The organism is Kurthia huakuii LAM0618 (genome assembly GCF_000505545.1).
GTDB lineage: Bacteria > Bacillota > Bacilli > Bacillales_A > Planococcaceae > Kurthia > Kurthia huakuii.
Map to the genome: position 1 here is coordinate 357,137 of NZ_AYTB01000008.1, position 17,466 is coordinate 374,602.

17 protein-coding genes and 1 riboswitch are annotated in these 17,466 nt (G+C 44.9%); of the genes, 3 read left to right on the top strand and 14 right to left on the bottom strand.

The window, feature by feature from the left end; all coding sequences use genetic code 11:
• Position 1 precedes the first annotated feature (1 nt).
• The 5 genes from proB to V514_RS0106185 form a co-directional block, all read right to left on the bottom strand.
• The gene (proB, locus tag V514_RS0106165; RefSeq protein ID WP_029499008.1) at positions 2-1,102 is read right to left on the bottom strand and encodes a glutamate 5-kinase; all 1,101 of its coding nucleotides are present in this window, start codon (positions 1,100-1,102) and stop codon (positions 2-4) included.
• Positions 1,103-1,465: 363 nt separating this feature from the next.
• The gene (locus tag V514_RS0106170) at positions 1,466-1,726 is read right to left on the bottom strand and encodes a hypothetical protein (RefSeq protein ID WP_029499009.1); all 261 of its coding nucleotides are present in this window, start codon (positions 1,724-1,726) and stop codon (positions 1,466-1,468) included.
• A 113-nt stretch (positions 1,727-1,839) separates the two neighbouring features.
• Complete coding sequence (locus V514_RS0106175; protein ID WP_029499010.1) at positions 1,840-2,658, bottom strand: hypothetical protein; 819 nt, start codon at positions 2,656-2,658, stop codon at positions 1,840-1,842.
• 83 nt (positions 2,659-2,741) lie between these two features.
• Positions 2,742-2,984 (bottom strand): YitT family protein, encoded by a 243-nt coding sequence (locus tag V514_RS20610; RefSeq protein ID WP_235073201.1) that lies wholly within the window; start codon positions 2,982-2,984, stop codon positions 2,742-2,744.
• A 228-nt stretch (positions 2,985-3,212) separates the two neighbouring features.
• The gene (locus tag V514_RS0106185) at positions 3,213-4,373 is read right to left on the bottom strand and encodes an MFS transporter (RefSeq protein ID WP_029499012.1); all 1,161 of its coding nucleotides are present in this window, start codon (positions 4,371-4,373) and stop codon (positions 3,213-3,215) included.
• Between the two features lie 80 nt (positions 4,374-4,453).
• Between V514_RS0106185 and yeiL the strand changes: the two genes are divergently transcribed.
• Together yeiL and V514_RS0106195 are read left to right on the top strand one after the other, a co-directional pair.
• Complete coding sequence (gene yeiL / locus V514_RS0106190; protein ID WP_029499014.1) at positions 4,454-5,137, top strand: transcriptional regulator YeiL; 684 nt, start codon at positions 4,454-4,456, stop codon at positions 5,135-5,137.
• Between the two features lie 192 nt (positions 5,138-5,329).
• Positions 5,330-6,505 (top strand): aminotransferase-like domain-containing protein, encoded by a 1,176-nt coding sequence (locus V514_RS0106195; RefSeq protein ID WP_029499015.1) that lies wholly within the window; start codon positions 5,330-5,332, stop codon positions 6,503-6,505.
• A gap of 215 nt (positions 6,506-6,720) precedes the next feature.
• Here V514_RS0106195 and V514_RS18875 read toward each other — a convergent pair whose 3' ends face one another.
• From V514_RS18875 to V514_RS20890, 3 genes are read right to left on the bottom strand one after another with little or no spacing between them, the layout of a single operon-like run.
• On the bottom strand, positions 6,721-7,317 hold the full coding sequence (locus tag V514_RS18875; protein ID WP_035944339.1) for an NUDIX hydrolase: 597 nt from the start codon (positions 7,315-7,317) through the stop codon (positions 6,721-6,723).
• A 4-nt stretch (positions 7,318-7,321) separates the two neighbouring features.
• Positions 7,322-9,457, bottom strand: coding sequence for a type IA DNA topoisomerase (gene topB, locus V514_RS0106205; RefSeq protein WP_029499016.1), 2,136 nt, complete (start codon positions 9,455-9,457; stop codon positions 7,322-7,324).
• Positions 9,454-10,515 (bottom strand): Maf family nucleotide pyrophosphatase, encoded by a 1,062-nt coding sequence (locus V514_RS20890; protein WP_029499017.1) that lies wholly within the window; start codon positions 10,513-10,515, stop codon positions 9,454-9,456. Before V514_RS20890 ends, topB begins: the two co-directional genes overlap by 4 nt.
• Positions 10,516-10,629: 114 nt before the next feature.
• Here V514_RS20890 and cdd point away from each other — a divergent pair, with 114 nt between their 5' ends.
• Complete coding sequence (gene cdd / locus V514_RS0106215) at positions 10,630-11,028, top strand: cytidine deaminase (RefSeq protein ID WP_029499018.1); 399 nt, start codon at positions 10,630-10,632, stop codon at positions 11,026-11,028.
• A gap of 42 nt (positions 11,029-11,070) precedes the next feature.
• Here cdd and V514_RS20530 read toward each other — a convergent pair whose 3' ends face one another.
• The 6 genes from V514_RS20530 to cydD all read right to left on the bottom strand — a co-directional run bounded on the left by V514_RS20530 (position 11,071) and on the right by cydD (position 17,464).
• Complete coding sequence (locus V514_RS20530) at positions 11,071-11,247, bottom strand: hypothetical protein (protein ID WP_200864014.1); 177 nt, start codon at positions 11,245-11,247, stop codon at positions 11,071-11,073.
• Position 11,248: 1 nt separating this feature from the next.
• Positions 11,249-11,785: a GNAT family N-acetyltransferase gene (locus tag V514_RS0106225; RefSeq protein WP_029499019.1), complete on the bottom strand. Its 537-nt coding sequence runs from the start codon at positions 11,783-11,785 to the stop codon at positions 11,249-11,251.
• A 30-nt stretch (positions 11,786-11,815) separates the two neighbouring features.
• Complete coding sequence (locus V514_RS0106230; protein ID WP_161630175.1) at positions 11,816-13,249, bottom strand: MFS transporter; 1,434 nt, start codon at positions 13,247-13,249, stop codon at positions 11,816-11,818.
• 138 nt (positions 13,250-13,387) lie between these two features.
• On the bottom strand, positions 13,388-13,867 hold the full coding sequence (thiW, locus tag V514_RS0106235; protein WP_029499022.1) for an energy coupling factor transporter S component ThiW: 480 nt from the start codon (positions 13,865-13,867) through the stop codon (positions 13,388-13,390).
• A gap of 65 nt (positions 13,868-13,932) precedes the next feature.
• A riboswitch (TPP riboswitch) is annotated at positions 13,933-14,041 on the bottom strand.
• A gap of 20 nt (positions 14,042-14,061) precedes the next feature.
• Entirely contained in the window at positions 14,062-15,771 is a 1,710-nt protein-coding gene (gene cydC, locus V514_RS0106240) for a thiol reductant ABC exporter subunit CydC (protein ID WP_029499023.1), read from the bottom strand.
• A complete protein-coding gene (cydD, locus tag V514_RS0106245; protein WP_152528955.1) occupies positions 15,755-17,464 on the bottom strand; it encodes a thiol reductant ABC exporter subunit CydD in 1,710 nt (569 codons plus the stop codon). The genes cydC and cydD overlap by 17 nt, the downstream gene beginning before the upstream one ends.
• Positions 17,465-17,466 lie beyond the last annotated feature (2 nt).

Below are 17,466 nucleotides of genomic sequence, written 5' to 3' on the forward strand. Positions count from 1 at the left end.
GTTAATCCACCCTTTCTGTTTGTACGAAGCGGTCGCGATGAATGACGACATCGAATGTACCGTCTAGTTCATCGGTCCGCTTGCCCATCGCTTCTTTTAATGTGTCGGCATCGCATAATACTTCACCGCGTCCGATAAGTTGGCGCTCGCGGTACACTTCGACAACATCGCCTGCTTCAAAGGCACCTTGCACGATGTAAACACCTGCTGGTAATAAACTTTTTCCTTTGTGCAATAGCGCATTTGCAGCCCCTTCATCGATATAAATGCGACCACTGGCATCGGAAAAGAGCGAAATCCATTGTTTTTGACTTGGAACAACGACCGCATGCTCTTTTTCAATGTACGTGCCATCGCCATGTCCTGCTAATACATCCATTAATTTGTTTTTCCCCTCACCTCGGCCAATAAACACGTTAACGCCTAAGTCATAGGCTGTTTTAGCAGCTAAGAGCTTCGATTGCATACCGCCCGTACCAACTTTTGAGCCTTCTGACGTTGCAAAACTAAGCAATTCATCGGTAATTTTCGTTAAATGTTTAAAGTGAATGGCGTTTGGATTTTTCTTTGGATTATCGGAATACAAGCCGTTAATGTCCGTTAAAATAATCAATTGATCCGCATGAACGAGGCCACTAACAAGCGCCGACAGCATATCATTGTCCCCGAATGTCAGCTCTTGTACCGACACCGTATCATTTTCATTAATAATCGGAATAATGCCGCGCGCGAGGAGTTCTTCAAACGTTTCATAGGCATTTTGATAACGATCTTTTTTCGAGAAATCGGTACGTGTTAATAGCACTTGTGCTGGTGTGATGTCATAGCTTGCTAACACTTCGCTATATTTTTGCACGAGCAAACTTTGCCCAACAGCCGCTGCTGCTTGCTTGCCCTTTAATGTTACCGGGCGCGATGGGTAGCCTAATTTTTTAAAGCCACATGCGACAGCACCCGACGACACAAGAATGACTTCATGACCATTAAGCTTTAACTCAGCGATTGCGGCAAGATGGTCTTGCACTTTCGCATCATCAATTTCTCCTTTTGCATTTGTTAAACTACTACTCCCAATTTTTACGACAATTCGTTTTTGTTCCATCTAGTTCACTCCATTAAAATAGCCCATTTCATCCTATAGTTTAAGGACGAAATGGGCTTGTTCGCGGTACCACCTTAATTGAATATAGTACGTGACTATATTCCGCTCTTCTCATAACGCTTGAGGCTGCGCCTATGTTTGCATAGGAGCTAGAAAGTAGGTTCGATGTAGTGCTGCGTCGCTCCCTTTCAGCCGATGGAGAGCGTTCTCTAACCGCGCGTGCTGCATGTACTAATCTTTCATACGCTTATATTTGTTGTCTATCATGCACTACAACGCCTGTTTTGTCAATATATTCTGTGAATTTGACGTGAATTCGAAAAAACTAAAGCAATCACATAACATGTAATGGCGCTAGTTTTTTTAAACGTGGCGTAATGTGCGTGACGTTGCAAAAGCCATCAGCGCAAAAACAACGAAGGCGACACCTAAAAATAACAGCGATTTGCCGACATATGTGTAGTTGAATGCACCATACAATGCGCATGCGACACCAAGGATAGCGAGCACGACGCCCGGTATCGTTACGACCACAAAAGATTTTCGTTGTGCTCGAAAGCGCATCGTCAGTTCTAACGCCACAAAGCCAACAAGCATGCCGATAAAAATGGGCCATAAAATCATGTACGAACACCTCCACATAGAGCGTTGTTACTTATTCTATTCCCGCTGCTCGGTCATGTTGAACGCGACTTCCGACGGATTTTACAACGCAACAAATTGACAGGACTGCTTACCTAGTCCTCGTACATTTCACCAAAATACATACTTTCAAAGTCGTTTAAATCGTCGTCTTGTGCCTCATTTGCTGTGTCATCTGCACGCGCGCGCTCCTGTGCAGCAATAAAAGCTTGCGGGTCCGCATACGGTGATGGTTGCTGCGCTGGCGGTGTCATCGCCGGTTGAATAGTTGGCTGAATCACTTGCTCAACAGGGGCAGTAGGAATGTCCTCGATAACCGGGGCCGCTTCAGCAATCGGTGCTGCTACAACGATTGTCGGTTTTACTGCGCTCCGCTTCGGCTCTTCAATACGCGGTGCGTCGTGTGCTGTATAAATGGCGAGTTCCTCATCATTTAAACGTACGACCGATTGCAGCCAGCCATCAAAACTTGTTGGATGTTCGAGCATTTGATGCGCCTGTTCTAACACTGTCGCATCTTGCGCTTGTAATGCTGCAAGTGCACCGTAGGCATTGATTTTTTGTGCCATCATGTCATAATACGCGGCATCTTCTCGTTGACCCGCTTGTTCAAACATCGCCGCTAGTTGCGTATACGACGCTGCCGTTGGTGACAGTTGAAAGGCTTCTAAATAACGCTGCGTCGCCCTATCAATCGCCCCTTGTGCTGCGAATGCTTGCGCTTCAATATGGCGTGCTTGTGGCTTGCGAATTGGCGCCGTTAGTTGTTGCGCCTGCTGTGGTTGGCCGAGCAATGTGTAAATTTCCGCGAGTTTCATTGTCAGCTGTTGTTGCGCCTCGTTTGAACAGCTATCAAACGCTTGCGCATAATCATCGCGTACGCTATCGATTAAAAATTGTTTCAAGTCATTCATGTAAAAAACTCCTTACGTTTAGTTGTGTTTAGTATAGCAGATATGAAAAAAAGGAACCGCGCTTTTGCTCGGTTCCTACTGCATTAACTACAGTCAAAATTGCCCGCTACTTCAACTGTTTGTGTAATATTAACAAATGCTTGCGGATCGACTTGCTTAACGATATCCTTCACTTCCGTTAATTGATAGCGCGTAATAACGGGCATTAAAATGTCGCGTTTATCACCCGTATAGCCGCCCTTGCCCTCGGTCATCGTAATGCTGCGGTACAAGCTCGCAAGCAAGGCATCCTTCGTGTCATCGCCTTTTGCAGTAATAATTGTCACGGTCAATTTAATATGATTCGTATGAATTAAATCGATAACTTTACCAGTTGCATAAATGCTGACAAGCGTATTTAATGCGGCATCCTAGCCAAAAACAAAGCCTGATGCGATAACAACAACGGCATTTAAGCCCGAAATAATCGTTCCAAGCGGGAAATTACTGCGCTTACTATAGTAGAAATTTTTGCGAATAGCCTTTAAAAGTTTTTTCTGACAATAGCTGTTTTATTATTGTTTTTTTGTAGTAGACAACTGTTTTCTACCAATGTAAAATGCGATGAAAAATGCCGGAATCGTAAAGACAATCATGCCTAAAAATGCCGTCTGCATCGACATCGTATACAAGTAAGTCGCAAAAAATGTCATCAGTGCCGTCGCAAAGCTTTGTGCAAATGTCGCGTACAGTCCTTGTGCAGTTGGTAAATAATGCGTTGGCACATGGAGCGTAATAAAGCGCATAAATGCATAATGGGCAAGCGCAAACGACAAACTATGGAACAGTTGACTGACGATAAACATTTCAACATTTGGGAACAAATAAATGATGCACCAGCGGATTGTCGAACCAGCCGCCGCGAGCGCAAACATCATGCCCGGCGTCCATTTTTTAAATAACCGGTCCGCATACGTGAATAACGCGATTTCAAATAGCACCGACACGTTAATAATCATACCGATGTAATATTTTGAGACGCCAAGCTCCTGTAAATATAAGTAGCCGTAATTGTAATACGCTGCATGGGCGCCTTGTAATAAAATGGCGAGCAGTAGCACAAGCGGGAAATAGCGCACTTGAAATAATTTTTTAAATGACGCTCGCTCCGCTGTTGGCTCTGGCGCGAGGCGCACGCTCTCAGGCGCCTTCGTCCACGTTAGCGCCGTAAATACCGACAGCACGACAATCATGCCAATTAAAAATAGTTGGTCGCCAAAGGCACCCGACAACATACTAATAATGAGCACCATACAAATAAAGCCCATCGAGCCGTATGAACGCGCCTTGGCATAGCGTAAATTGCTATGCTGCGTTAACGAGCCGGCTGTCGCATCAAGCGCTGGCATCAGCATCGGGAAAAAGAAATTAAATAACGCCGTAATAAGCAATAACGCCACGTACCCTTGTGCCGGGATATAACTACATGCTAACACGAGCGCCGCCGCACTAACCCATTGCAGTACGCGCAAATCACTCGCCGTTTTTTTCATCATTGGATACAGTGTCACGGTCGATATGCCGCGCATAATGAGCCCAATACTCATCATAATACTCGCCTGTTCGATCGATAAGCCTTTGCCATCGACTAAATAGCCGGTCCAATAAGGTAAAAAGATGCCCCAGCCCATGAAAAATAAGAAAAAGCGGACTGACATCCATTGTTGTACATTCATGTTACGTTCACTCCTTTTCGGCATCGTATCATGAAAACTTTTGCGTATAATAGGAGATATCTCATACTTTGGAGGGTTTTATGAAAAAAAATCAGCAAACAACTGTCGAGCAGTTACTTGCACAGCCACCATTAAAGACAATTTTCCCCGAAGCCATTGCAAAATTTGCCGAAGTGCATGACTTTGAAGCCGGCGAATTTTTAAATGTCGAAGGCGACGAACCGGCTTATTTGTATTACATCCTGTCCGGCAAGGTGAAGGTTTATTTCACGCAATCAAATGGCAAGGTCGCACTGCTTCATTTTTTAAGTGCACATTCATTTATTGGCGACATGGAGCTACTCGAAGCGCGTTATTACTCAAAAGGGGTCCAAGCATCAACAGCCACGCGCTGCCTCGCACTCCCAACAACCTACGTGCGCGAGTTGCTCTTAAACGACGTGGCGTTTCTACGGCATCTGGCGCTTTATTTAAGTAAAAAAATTATGCATAATTCAGCGAAAATGTCGCAAAGTTTAGCGTACCCACTCGAAAATCGCCTCGCAGAATTCATTTTAATGTCTGAAAACGACAACATTTATCAAGAAAAACATACCGAAGCCGCAGAATTTTTAGGTGTATCGTATCGTCATTTATTACATGTTTTAGCACAATTTGTCGCGCGTGGATGGCTTGAAAAAGACGGCAGAAGTTATATATTACGGCATAAATCGGCACTACAAGACATGGCGACATCGATATTCGCGACGGCGATTACCGACTAATTGAGCCGCAGAATATTTCCTATGCATTTTTTTGCTATTTTATGATAGCTTTTTCGGCACTAACTTAACGAATTCATTTAATTTTAAAAATTGTCTGAAAATACAAGTCGGTAATATATTGTATTCGTTATTTGTTTAATGATACAATTTAGAAAATTACAAAAAATTATTTAAGTAAAGGAAGTCACGCATATGGAATTTTCTCAACGAATCTTACACACACCATCATCATTTATCCGTAACATTTTAAAAGTAACGGACTCACCAAATGTTATTTCTTTTGCAGGTGGGCTACCGAACCCGATTTCATTCCCTGTTGAAAAGTTACGCGAGTCTGTTAACCGCACAATCGATGAAGATGGCGCGAAGCTATTCCAATACTCAACAACAAATGGTTATGCTCCGCTTCGCCAATACATTGCCGATAAATACAATCGCAATTTTGACTTAGGCATTACAGCCGATGACATCATCATTACAACGGGCTCACAACAAGCATTAACATTACTTGGACAAGTATTAGTAAATGAAGGCGATGGCATTATTATCGAAGAACCGGGCTATCTTGGTGCGATTCAAGCGTTTATGTTAGCACAACCAACCTTCTACCCTGTAACACTTGAGCAAGATGGCTTAAATCTTCATGAATTAAAAGAAGCAGTTGAAAAGCCGAATGCGAAATTCATTTACACAGTACCAAACTTCCAAAATCCAACGGGCCTAACGTACACGCAACAAAAACGCGATGCCATTTATGACATCTTAAAAAATTACCCAGACATCGTATTAATCGAAGACGATCCATACGGCGAGTTGCGCTTTGAAGGTGAAGCACTGCCATACATTGGTGGTAGTCGCCTGCCAAACAGCGTTATTTTAGGGTCATTCTCTAAGACAGTCGCACCGGGTATGCGTATTGGCTTTATCATTTCAAAAAATAAAGAATTAATGACGCATATTGAAACAGCGAAGCAAGCAGCCGACCTGCACACGAATATTTTCGCGCAATACGTTTTGCATGATTACTTAACAAACAATGAATATATAGAACATGTCGAAAAAATTATCGACCTATACGGTAAACAAGCGACGGCCATGCTTGAAGCACTTGAAAAATATATGCCAGAAGGTGTGACATGGACAAAACCTGAGGGCGGTATGTTCATTTGGGCGACGCTACCTGATAATAAGTCAGCGCTTGAGATGTTTTATAAGGCGATGGATGCCGATGTGGCGTTCGTACCAGGGGACCCATTCTACACCGGTTCACAGCACGTGCCAACATTGCGCTTAAACTACACATCGTCAACGCCTGAAGTGATTGACGAGGGCATCAAACGTTTAGCAGAAATTGTCAAACAACATTAATGCTATGACGCTCCTACTAGCTACTTCTTTTAGCTGAATTAAACTACCTTTTTTCGATGAATCATCGGAGAAAGGTAGTTTTTTACTTTGCCAAGATTCACGCATTGTAGTTGATGTATTCATAGTGTCGTGCCTTTACCGTAACAATGTTGTTTGCCCATCAAAAAACACCTCCAAAGTTTTTCCACCTTAGAAGTGTTTGTCTCCGTTACTTTTTACATTCTTTCTAGTGCCGCAATAATCGCCTCATAATAGCTTTGTGGATGAGGTACAAGTTGTGGACGTAGAAGCGTGTGCCGCTCGCCTGTATGCACGTCGCACAGCGGGACTTCTTCGCGCTCGCCGGCGATTAATGCCGCAAAATCTTGTAGTTTACACGTCATTAATGCGGCAACTTCCTCTTGCTGTAACGTAAATGTTAATGGTTCGCGGACGCGATATGCATAACAACGCGCCCATTCACGATCTAAAATAGCCGGCGTTAGCACAATATTTGAGAGTGTCCCAAGTGGCTCTAAGTCGTCAAATGACACATGAACCCCTAATTCTTCGGCGATTTCTCGCACGCCATCCGCTGGCGTTTCAGTCGCTAATAAATGCCCTGCCGCTGTAATATCATAGCGTAGCGCATAGTCTTTTTTATCGGCGCTTCGCAGTTGAATATAGACGAGACGTTCGCCGTGCTCATCTTGAATAAACCAACAATGAAACGTTTCATGAAACAGTCCGGCCGCGTGAATATGATCACGCGACGCCACACCTACGCGTTCGTCTTGGTCATTAAATACGGCTAATTGTTCGATGTTACTCACGCTCCTAATTGTCCGCAAACGCGAACGTTACTTTATTGTTTTCTAACACGAGTTTTGCGTTAAATGGATTGCCTTTTTTTGATTTAAAACCTTTTAATACAGCTGTTTCACCATTTGTGACTAAATCGCGCAGCTGCTTCGGTGAAATTTTCTTTTGCGCAATGATTTTCGACACCGTCCATTTACAACCCCCTTTATAATTCGTACAGCCATAAAATGACTTATGTTCAATCAACTGACCAGCGTGGCAAGCAGGACATGCGACAATCGGCGTCGTTGATGCGACCGGTGTTGCCGCTTCCTTCGCTTCGGTTAAATCGGTGCGTTCAATCATTTGTGGTGTCGTATCGATTAAATGGCGTAAAAATTTTTCAACGCTCGCAAAAAAGGCTTCCTGCGTCCCGGTACCATTCCCAATCTTTCGCAAATACGTTTCCCATTTTGCGGTCATCGTTGGACTCGCTAAAAGTGAACCAGCAATCACTTGACATAATACGCGGCCTTTTGGCGTCAACGACACGATGTTTTTCGTCACATGAATATAGTCATGACGTTTAATCGTTTCGATAATCCCGGCGCGCGTCGCTTCGGTGCCGATGCCCTCTACTTCTTTTAAAATATCGCTCTCAGCCTCATCATCGACAAGCTTACCACATGTTTTCATCATTTGAATCAGCTGTCCTTCCGTAAACGGTTTTGGCGGCTTTGTTTCGCCTTCATGAACATGAATGCGTGCGCGCACAGCATCGCCTTGTTCAACAAACGGCAATATTGTTGGCGCCTTATCCTCTTTTTTCTGAGGCCATAATTGTTCAAAGCCACGCTCTTTTTCCACTTTACCGACCGAATAAAACGCCAGCTCGTTTACGATCGTTTCAATCGTCGTTTCCTCATAAACGTAGTCGCGGTGAAACATCGCAAGTGTCGTGCGCATAATTTCAACATACAGCCGTTTTTCGACATCGCTAAGCTTTGAGAGCTTCGCGCGTGTTGGCACGGTTTTCGTCGGAATAATCGCATAGTGCTCCTCGACTTTCGAGGCATCGACATAACGCTTTGATGGCGCGAGTGATGCCGGTTCAAACTCCACATTCATCAAGCCTTGAAATGCCGGAAGCGATGCGCGTAAATAATCAAATTCCGCCGGCGTAATAAATTGACAATCGGAGCGCGGATACGACACAAGTTTTTTCTCATACAATTTTTGTACCGTTTCAAGCACCATCTTCGGACTAAACTTCCACAAGCGGTTGGCCTTTTGTTGAAGCGTTGATAACGAATGAAGTTTCGGCGGTAGACGGCGCTTCATTTTTTTCGTGACGTTTTGAATCGCGCCTGGTAACGTCGTATTTTCGGCGATGCCTGCTTGCGTTAACAATGCTAGTGCCTCGTCATACGTGTCTTTCTTTACCTTCGCTTTGCCACTATAATCACCAGCTGCTGCAGTGAAATTCCCAACAAGCTCATAAAACTTTTTCGGTTGAAAGGTTTCAATCGCGCGCTGTCGTTCATAAATCATATAGACGGTCGGTGATTGCACGCGGCCAATCGACATCACTTCATTGAGCCCTTGTTGTTTTAATAATACCGTATATAAACGGCTCGCATTCATGCCGACAAGCCAATCGCTAATTTGACGCGTTTCTGCCTCGCGAAACATTCGTAAATCTTTGGCATTGTCTTGGAGCGCACGGAAACCCGCACGAATTTCATCAGCTTCGAGCGAGTTGATCCACAAGCGTTGAATCGGCTTGTTGCGCACGCCGGCTTGTCGCAAAATGGAATAAAAAATATTCGAACCTTCGCGGTCAACGTCACATGCATTAATAATCATGTCGGCCGATTTTAATAGCTTTTTCACTTCTTGGAATTGTTCCCATTTGCCTTTTGCCACTTTGAATTCGTATTTTTCCGGAATCATCGGTAAGACGTCCAGCTTCCAGCGCTTCCATGCATGATCGTACTCAGCGGGTGCTTTTAATTCCACTAAATGGCCGATGCCCCACGTAATCGTCGCTCCTTTAGGAAACACTTCATTCGGCGCCAATTCAATAAAATGTTTCGTTTTTTTAGCAATAGGAAACGCCTCAGCATACGCTTTTGCTTGCGATGGTTTTTCGGCTAAAATCACAATCGTCATACGCGTCCCTCCCGCACATAAAAGACATTATCAACGTCCATCGCCGGGAATGCTTTTGGCAACGCGTCTTTCGCGATTTGTGTAAAACCATGGTTGGCATAAAATCGCTGTGCCGCTTTAAACACATCAATCGTCCCTAAATATAGTGGCCCGTCAATTTGTGCAGCAACAGCCGCTAACAAACGCTCGGCAATGCGATAAGGTTTGCCGCGATAGTTTTTTTGGACAAACATTTTTTTCAGCGCCATGCCACCGTCAAATGGTACCGCCGCAATCGTTCCAACAATGCGACCACCAATACGCGCAATATAAAAACACCCACCTGCCGCGATATAATGCGTATCAATGTGGCGTAAATCAGGCTGGTCGTCAGCGGTGATGTTTACGCCAAACTCCTCCTGCTGAATGCCAACAATATGGTCGATTACTTGCGCTGTAAATGGCATCGTAAACGGCTCAATCTGAATGCTCGGTGCTACCGCAAGCACGCCAAGCGCCATTAATTCAGCTGTTAGACGGCTCAGCGGCAAGCCAACAACGGTTAAATAATCGCCATCAATTTTTTCAACGAAAAAGGCACCCGCATTTTGAATGCCATAACCACCCGCTTTATCAAAGGGGTCGCCTGTCGCTACATACGCATCGATAAAGTCTTGACGTACTTCGCGAAATGTCACATGTGTTGTTTCAACAAACGTCACTACGTTATTTTTTGTGACGATTGCGACAGCTGTCATGACGTCATGTGTGCGCCCACTTAAGCGCTGTAAATGGGCCGTTGCCTCGGCAATCGTTTGCGGCTTATGTAAGAGCTCGCCGTCTAGCACAACAATTGTATCGGAGCCGATGACAACCGCTTCTTGCGCCGTTTGAAAAACCGCTTGTGCTTTTAATAATGCCACATCACGCACATATTGCTCAGCGCTCTGAAATGGTACGCTCGTCTCTTCAACATCGGCTTGTTGCACGTTAAATGGTATGCCAAGCTCCGCAAACAATTCGCGGCGGCGTGGTGACTTCGACGCTAACATAAATGATGCTGTTGTGTGAAAATTCATAAAATCCCTCGCATTCTATCTAGTACATTTAGTGTAACATTCACTACTACTTTACAAAAGGCAGAGCAATCAAGTATGTTTATGTATACACTACGTATAAAGGGGCTTTTAATCATGAACAAAGAACAATTAATGGCAGCAGCACGCGACGTGTTGAAAAATTCGTATAGCCCATATTCAAACTTCCCGGTTGGCGCGGCGCTATTGCTCACAGACGGTACGGTCATTACCGGCGTCAACGTTGAAAATGTATCGTTTGGTGCGACAAACTGTGCGGAGCGGACGGCCATTTTTACGGCGCTCACGCAAGGCTATAAAAAGGGTGATTTCGTGGCAATTGCTGTAGCTGGTGACACCGAAGATTTCCTACCACCTTGCAGCATTTGCCGCCAAGTGATGGCCGAATTTTTCATGCCGAATATGCCGGTTTATTTAACAAATCGTGCCGGTACTATTAAAGAACTCGCGCTAAAAGAATTAGTACCATTTGCTTTTACCGAACTTGATATGTAAAAAAAAAGCAGGAGTCGCACGCGATTCCTGCTTTTTTAGATGCTATTTTTTTCGTGTGGCATACCATTTTAGCATGACATACCAGCCACCAACAAAGATGACCAGACCAACAATCGTTGGACCAAAGACGACACGGCCAACGATTAAATAACTCGCAATCAGCATAACGACAAGCCATGCTAACGCAAAAAACAGCACAAATTGCCATGGGATTTTCATGTTACGACCGTTCCCCTTCCAATAATGCATACACCGCGTGATCGACGAAATGGTCATATAACCACTCCGCGTCACGCGCGATTCCTTCATTTGTGAATCCTAGGCGTTCAGGAATGGCGCGACTCCCTTTATTAGAAACGGCAGCGCGGATTTCAATGCGATGGAGCTTCACTGTATCAAATAAATAATCGACTAATCGTGCAACGCTACGCGTCATAATCCCTTGATGCTGAAAATCTTCAGCGAGCCAATAACCAATCGATGTCGAACGGTTTTCACGATTAATATCATGTATCCCAACCGTACCGACAACATGACCATCATATACAATCGCCATGTTGACGATGCCTGAAACCGCAAATTGCTTTTCAGTAAACGCGATATACTGTTGCGTATCTAAAATCGTTACAGTGCCATCTACCCACGGCAACCATTGGCGTAAATACGCGCGATGTTGTGTAATCGCCGCAAACATTTCTTCGGCATGCACGTCGCTTAATTGTTGTAATGTAAGTCGTTCATCTAACTGCCACTCCATCTAAACCTCCACCTTTCACCTACTCGCTTATTATAACATGTCCGGTTCTCGAGTAGCGGCAATGACAAGGCTCGCACCAATGAGCACGATGGCAATGACATAAAATTGTGCCGATAGTGTGAGTGGTAGCAATGCTAAACCAGAAGACCCGACAACCGTTCCGAGTGAGAAGAACGCATAAAAATAACCATAAGCGCGTCCCCTTGTCTGCGTTGTTGTTGCTTCAACAAGCATACGATTCATCGCTGGGAACAACAGCGCAAACCCAACGCCATATAGCGCAAGCACCGCGTAAAGGAACATTTGTGAATCGGTAATGCTAATAAGCGCCTGACTAACGCCGATACACGCAAGCCCGGCAACCATTAGCCATTTTGCTTGCAAGCGGTCAAATAAATAACGGGTTGGTAAAACAAATAATAACACCACAACGATGCCAAACATGCTCATCAATGTGCCACTTAAGCGCGATTCATAGCCTAATAATTCAATGCGAATCGGCAACAAATACGCGAGCGCTCCTTGTGACATCATCAATAAAAAGGCGGCCATAAAGGCGCGTAATACCCCGCCATTCCATTTAAACACTTCTTGCTCTTTTGCTTGTTGTTTTTTCGATGTGACACGTAAAAATAGCAGCGATATCGCGACAATGGCCCCGATTAAGGCGACCGTCCCAAGCACAAAAGGTACCGAGGTGCGCGTCGCGACAATACCGCTATACGCCGGCCCTAAAATGGCGGCAATCCCGACAAAGGCTCCGGTTAACGCCGATTGGCTACCTTGCGTTTGACGCGCCGTTTGATTGGCAACTAACGTAAAGGCGGCAGGCGTAATCAGACCAGCGACAAAACCATGAACCGCGCGCAATACTAGCAACGTCGCCTCGGAATCAATCCATTGATAAGCGACAAGTGATATGGCGGTCAAACTGAGGCCGACAATCGTAATTCGCTTAGCTCCTAGTCGGTCGGTAAAAATTCCCGACGTCATATTGCCGAACATATTTGTAAATGAATACATGCCGACAACAAGCCCAGCGACCATTGTAGAGGCTCCGAGCGAGAGCGCAAACGTACTCATAACCGGCAATTGCGCAAATAAATCTAAAAACGTAAAGAAGATGGCACCATATAACAACCAAATTTGTTTAAATGGCTGCGGTTTATAACGCTGTGCTGCTCGTTTTATGTAGCGATCAAATACAAAATTCCCTAGTGGAATAAAGGCGACGAGTACGGCAACAATCGAATAAACAATCGGCCATTGTAACCTTAGCTGTGCCCATGCAATCGACGCGATATAGACGATAAAAATGACACCATGCAAACTTCCCATAATCGTTACAGCAAGTGGCAAGCCTGCAAAATATTTTAGCGGCATCGCGATTCCTAATAAAATTAATAACGACAGGCCATCTAAAATGCCCATCGTCCGTAAAAATGTCACAGCTTTTGAGTGCAAAACATTCCCTTCTTCCATTAAACATTATTTCCATTGCTTCAAATTATACCGTATTCACATCCTTTTTTTCCTCCATTGTGCTCACCGTTTGTGACGGAATTTAAAAAACGACTCAGAATAATCCGAGTCGTCATCGCTTTAACGTAAGGCAATGTAGCGTGTTGGCAATGCTTTTAACATCGCTACAGCGAGTACAGCACCTGTCACAGTCGACAATAAAAAAGATGGCATGAAGAACAATGCCGAGGCAGCCGGTGCGTTCATCACAACGATACTATACGGTACTGCTACGAGCGAGGCAATCACACCCGTCCCGATGACTTCACCGGCAATCGCAAACCCGCGTTTTTTCGTCCATTGGAATAATAGCGCGGCGACGACCGCACCAATCACACTGCCTGGAATCGCCAACAATGTCCCAGTGCCGATGAATAGTCGGATGACCGACGTAATAACAGCCTGGATAATCGCTGGTATTGGTCCAAGTGTTACGGTACAAATAATCGTCATCATATGTTGAATGGGAGCGATTTTTGCGACACCAACCGGGATGCTGACGACGCTTGCCCCAATGACACAAATCGCAATATACATCGCTAGTAACGTCATTTTTCTCATAATAGAAAAGACCCTTCTCTCTATCGCTGGTTCGATTGCCAAAAGATAGAGAGCAAGGCCCTAATCATCGGTGTTTATCGCTTCCCTCCGCTAGTGCAAACTAGATCAGGTTTCAAGGATTAAGCCGCTTTAGCGCTCTCTCAGTCAGTCACACTGACACTCCTAGCAATCGTTACCGTTACTGTATCATAATTTTAGTCAAATGGGTAATCCAAATCGTACAATGTGCGATATCTTGCGTCGTCTGCTAACAACTGTTCATGCGAACCTTGCACGCGCACTTGGCCGTTTTCTAGCATATAAATCGTATCCATATGTGCCATTGCCGCCAAGTGATGCGTAATCCATACGACCGTTTTATCACCGAGCACATCAAACATTGTCTCAATCAATGCCTGCTCGGTCACGGGGTCTAGGCCAACAGTCGGTTCATCTAATAACACAATCGGCGTGTGCTGTAATAAAATACGCGCAAGTGCGATACGCTGACGTTCACCGCCAGAAAAACGTGTACCAAGCTCCTCAACACGCGTTTCATAACCATGTGGTAACGCTTCAATCATGTCATGCAATTGTACTTTTTTCGCCGCTTCAATGACCTCATCATCACTCGCCGCAACATTTCCAAGACGAATATTGTTCATGACCGTCGTATCAAATAAATACGGCTTCTGTTCTAAAACGGCGATGAGTTGTGGCATGTCGTCGCGTAGCGTATGCGTAGGAACACCATTAATCGTCACCGTACCAGCAGTCGGCTCGTACGCCCCAAGTAGCAACTTGCCAAGCGTACTTTTACCGGTACCGGTTTTTCCTAAAATCGCCACCTTTTGACCCGGTGCCCACGTCATCGACACATCGCGTAGCACGGTCGTTTTATCATAGTGAAAAGCGACATGTGATAGATCAACCGTATAAGGTCCAACAGGCAATGTAACGGCGGCTTGTGCAGCTTCACTTTGTTCCTCAACTTCGATAAGACGTGCAAATGACGTGTCATAGCTTGGCAAATGACTAATCGCATCACTAAGCGGCATAAATGCTTCAATCAACGGTAGCGCAACGAGCACAAAGGCGGCAATCCACATTGGATGAAAGACAGCTGTTTGTGCCATATCGCTCGCAAACGCCACGAGCATAATAACCGACGCAGCGGCGACGACTTGAAAAACAATCGAACGGCGGCGGCTTGCGGCATCAATTTTCGCTTCCAATGCGTCATAACGCGTGGCAATTTGTTGTTTTGCGGCAATCATGTCGTCAGCGCGACCACTTAATTTCCAATCCGTTGCCCCCATCACCGCATCCGTTAAGTCATTATAAAGTTCAGCACGCACCGTTTTCATATCGAGCATATGTTGTCGATTGCGTTTTAATGACACATACGGCAACACAAACACGAGTATGCCAAACAACAAGGCTAACACCAAGGCATACGGAATGCTAAAGACGCCAAGTGCGATAATCGCGATGCCATATAATAAGAGCGCAAACAATGCTGGGAAAATCGTTTTTAAATAAAAGTTTTGCAAATGCTCTAAATCATCGGCTAATAACCCTAATAAATCGCCGATTGCATAACGTTCTTTTAAGACGAGCGCCTGCGTTTCCAAACGTTGAAATAACCGCACACGCATTTTTGATAACACTGCTAACACAAATGAATGACTAGCGAGCTGCTGTAAATAATTAAGCACTGGACGCGAAATCCCAAATGCACGTACTAAAACGATTGGTACATAGACGAGTAAAATATTTTCAGGTCGCAATGATGATTTTGAAATTAAGTAACCCGATGTAAACATGAGTGCACATGCGGCAATCAATGCACCCACACCGAAAAGAATCGTCAACGTAAGCAGACCTTTATGCGCTTTTACATAGGGCTTAATCCAATTGTTCATGACGTTTTCCTCCTTGTGCGGCAATGAGTGCAGCATAATGCCCTTGTTGTTCCATCAGCTGTTCATGTGTACCAACTTCAACAATTTCGCCATCATCAATGACGATAATACGATCCATATTGTGCATCCAATGCAAGCGATGCGTTGCGAAAAAGACAAGACGCTCGTCAAATAACGGCAACATGCGCTCCTTCAATTCCGCTTCGGTTTCGACATCTAAATGCGCGGTCGGTTCATCGAATAATAATACGCGGCGGTCATCTAAAAAAGCACGTGCTAGCGCAATTCGTTGCTCTTGACCACCACTTAACATCCGGCCCGATTCCCCGATCATTTCATCTAAACCTCGTGGTAATGTCGCAATGACTTCCCGCAAACCGGCACGGTCACAAGCTGCCATAATCGCCTCATCACTCGCATGCGGTGCATAAAAGGCAATATTGTTGCGCAATGTATCGTGAAAAATATACGGATGTTGCGGAATATAATATAGTTGGCGCTGCCAGTCTGCATTGTATAACGATGGTAGTACTTGGTCGTTAATAGTAATACGGCCACCTGTCGTGTTTAAAAAGCCTCCAAGTAACGACAACAACGTCGATTTCCCGGCACCAGACGCACCGATAATACCAATTTTTTCATAGCCTTGCGCCGTTAAATGCCAGTCTTTTGCTGCATCGCGGTCTGCCACGCGGACACCATCAAGCGTTAATTGGCTCGCTTCATCCCACTGCGCTAGCGGTGTATAATCAAGCGCTTGTCCATGCTCATCTACTGCTTGTTGGATTGCTTTAAATGCATTTTTCCCGTCAAGCGTTGCATGATAGTCACTCCCAAATTCACGAATCGGCGCAAAATACTCCGGCGCTACAATTAGTACAGTTAATGCCGGTAGTAACACGATAGCGCCATTAATTAAACCAAGCCCTAAAAATAAGGCGACGATTGCGACCGATAAACTCGTGAAAAACTCAAGTGCAAATGTGGATAAAAAGGCTAAACGTAATGTGCTCACCGTTGCGCTGCGGTATTTTTCACTAACGAGTGCGATATTACGATCATAGCGTTTACTAAGTCCTAATACGCGCAGCGTCACAATGCCGCGCAATGAATCGACGAAGTGATTTGACAACTGTTCGTACGTTTCGTATTGGCGGTCGGCCTTTGCCTTTGCTGCAAGACCTACAAGCGCCAAGAAGAAAATGAGGATCGGTACGACGACAACCAATATAATCGCAGAGCGCACATTTTCTGTCCAAACGAACACGACAATCATGGTCGGGATTATCAGCATATTCATCAGCTTCGGTAAAAAGAGCTTAATATACGTTTCAACATTGCGAATCCCTTCAACGGCTAATGTCACCGTTTGTCCGGTTGCAGTACGCTGCGATCCTACATCAAAAATATGATGCAATAAATCGTCGCGTAAATGGTGACCGATTTTTTTCGCATAGGCCGTAATAAAGCGTTCACGTAAGGCAACAATGACTTGTTTGCCAATAAAACACGCCGCAAATAACAATAAAAGAAGCCACTGTTCAGACAGCGGCTCGTTGTGGAAAACATGCGTAATCGCTGTCGCTAAATAAATGGCTTGTAGGATTGTCATCGTGCCCTGCAACAGGGCTAGTACCCCTAAGCATACAAATACCCCTTTAATGCGTGGTAATGTAAATAGCGCTCGATCGATCA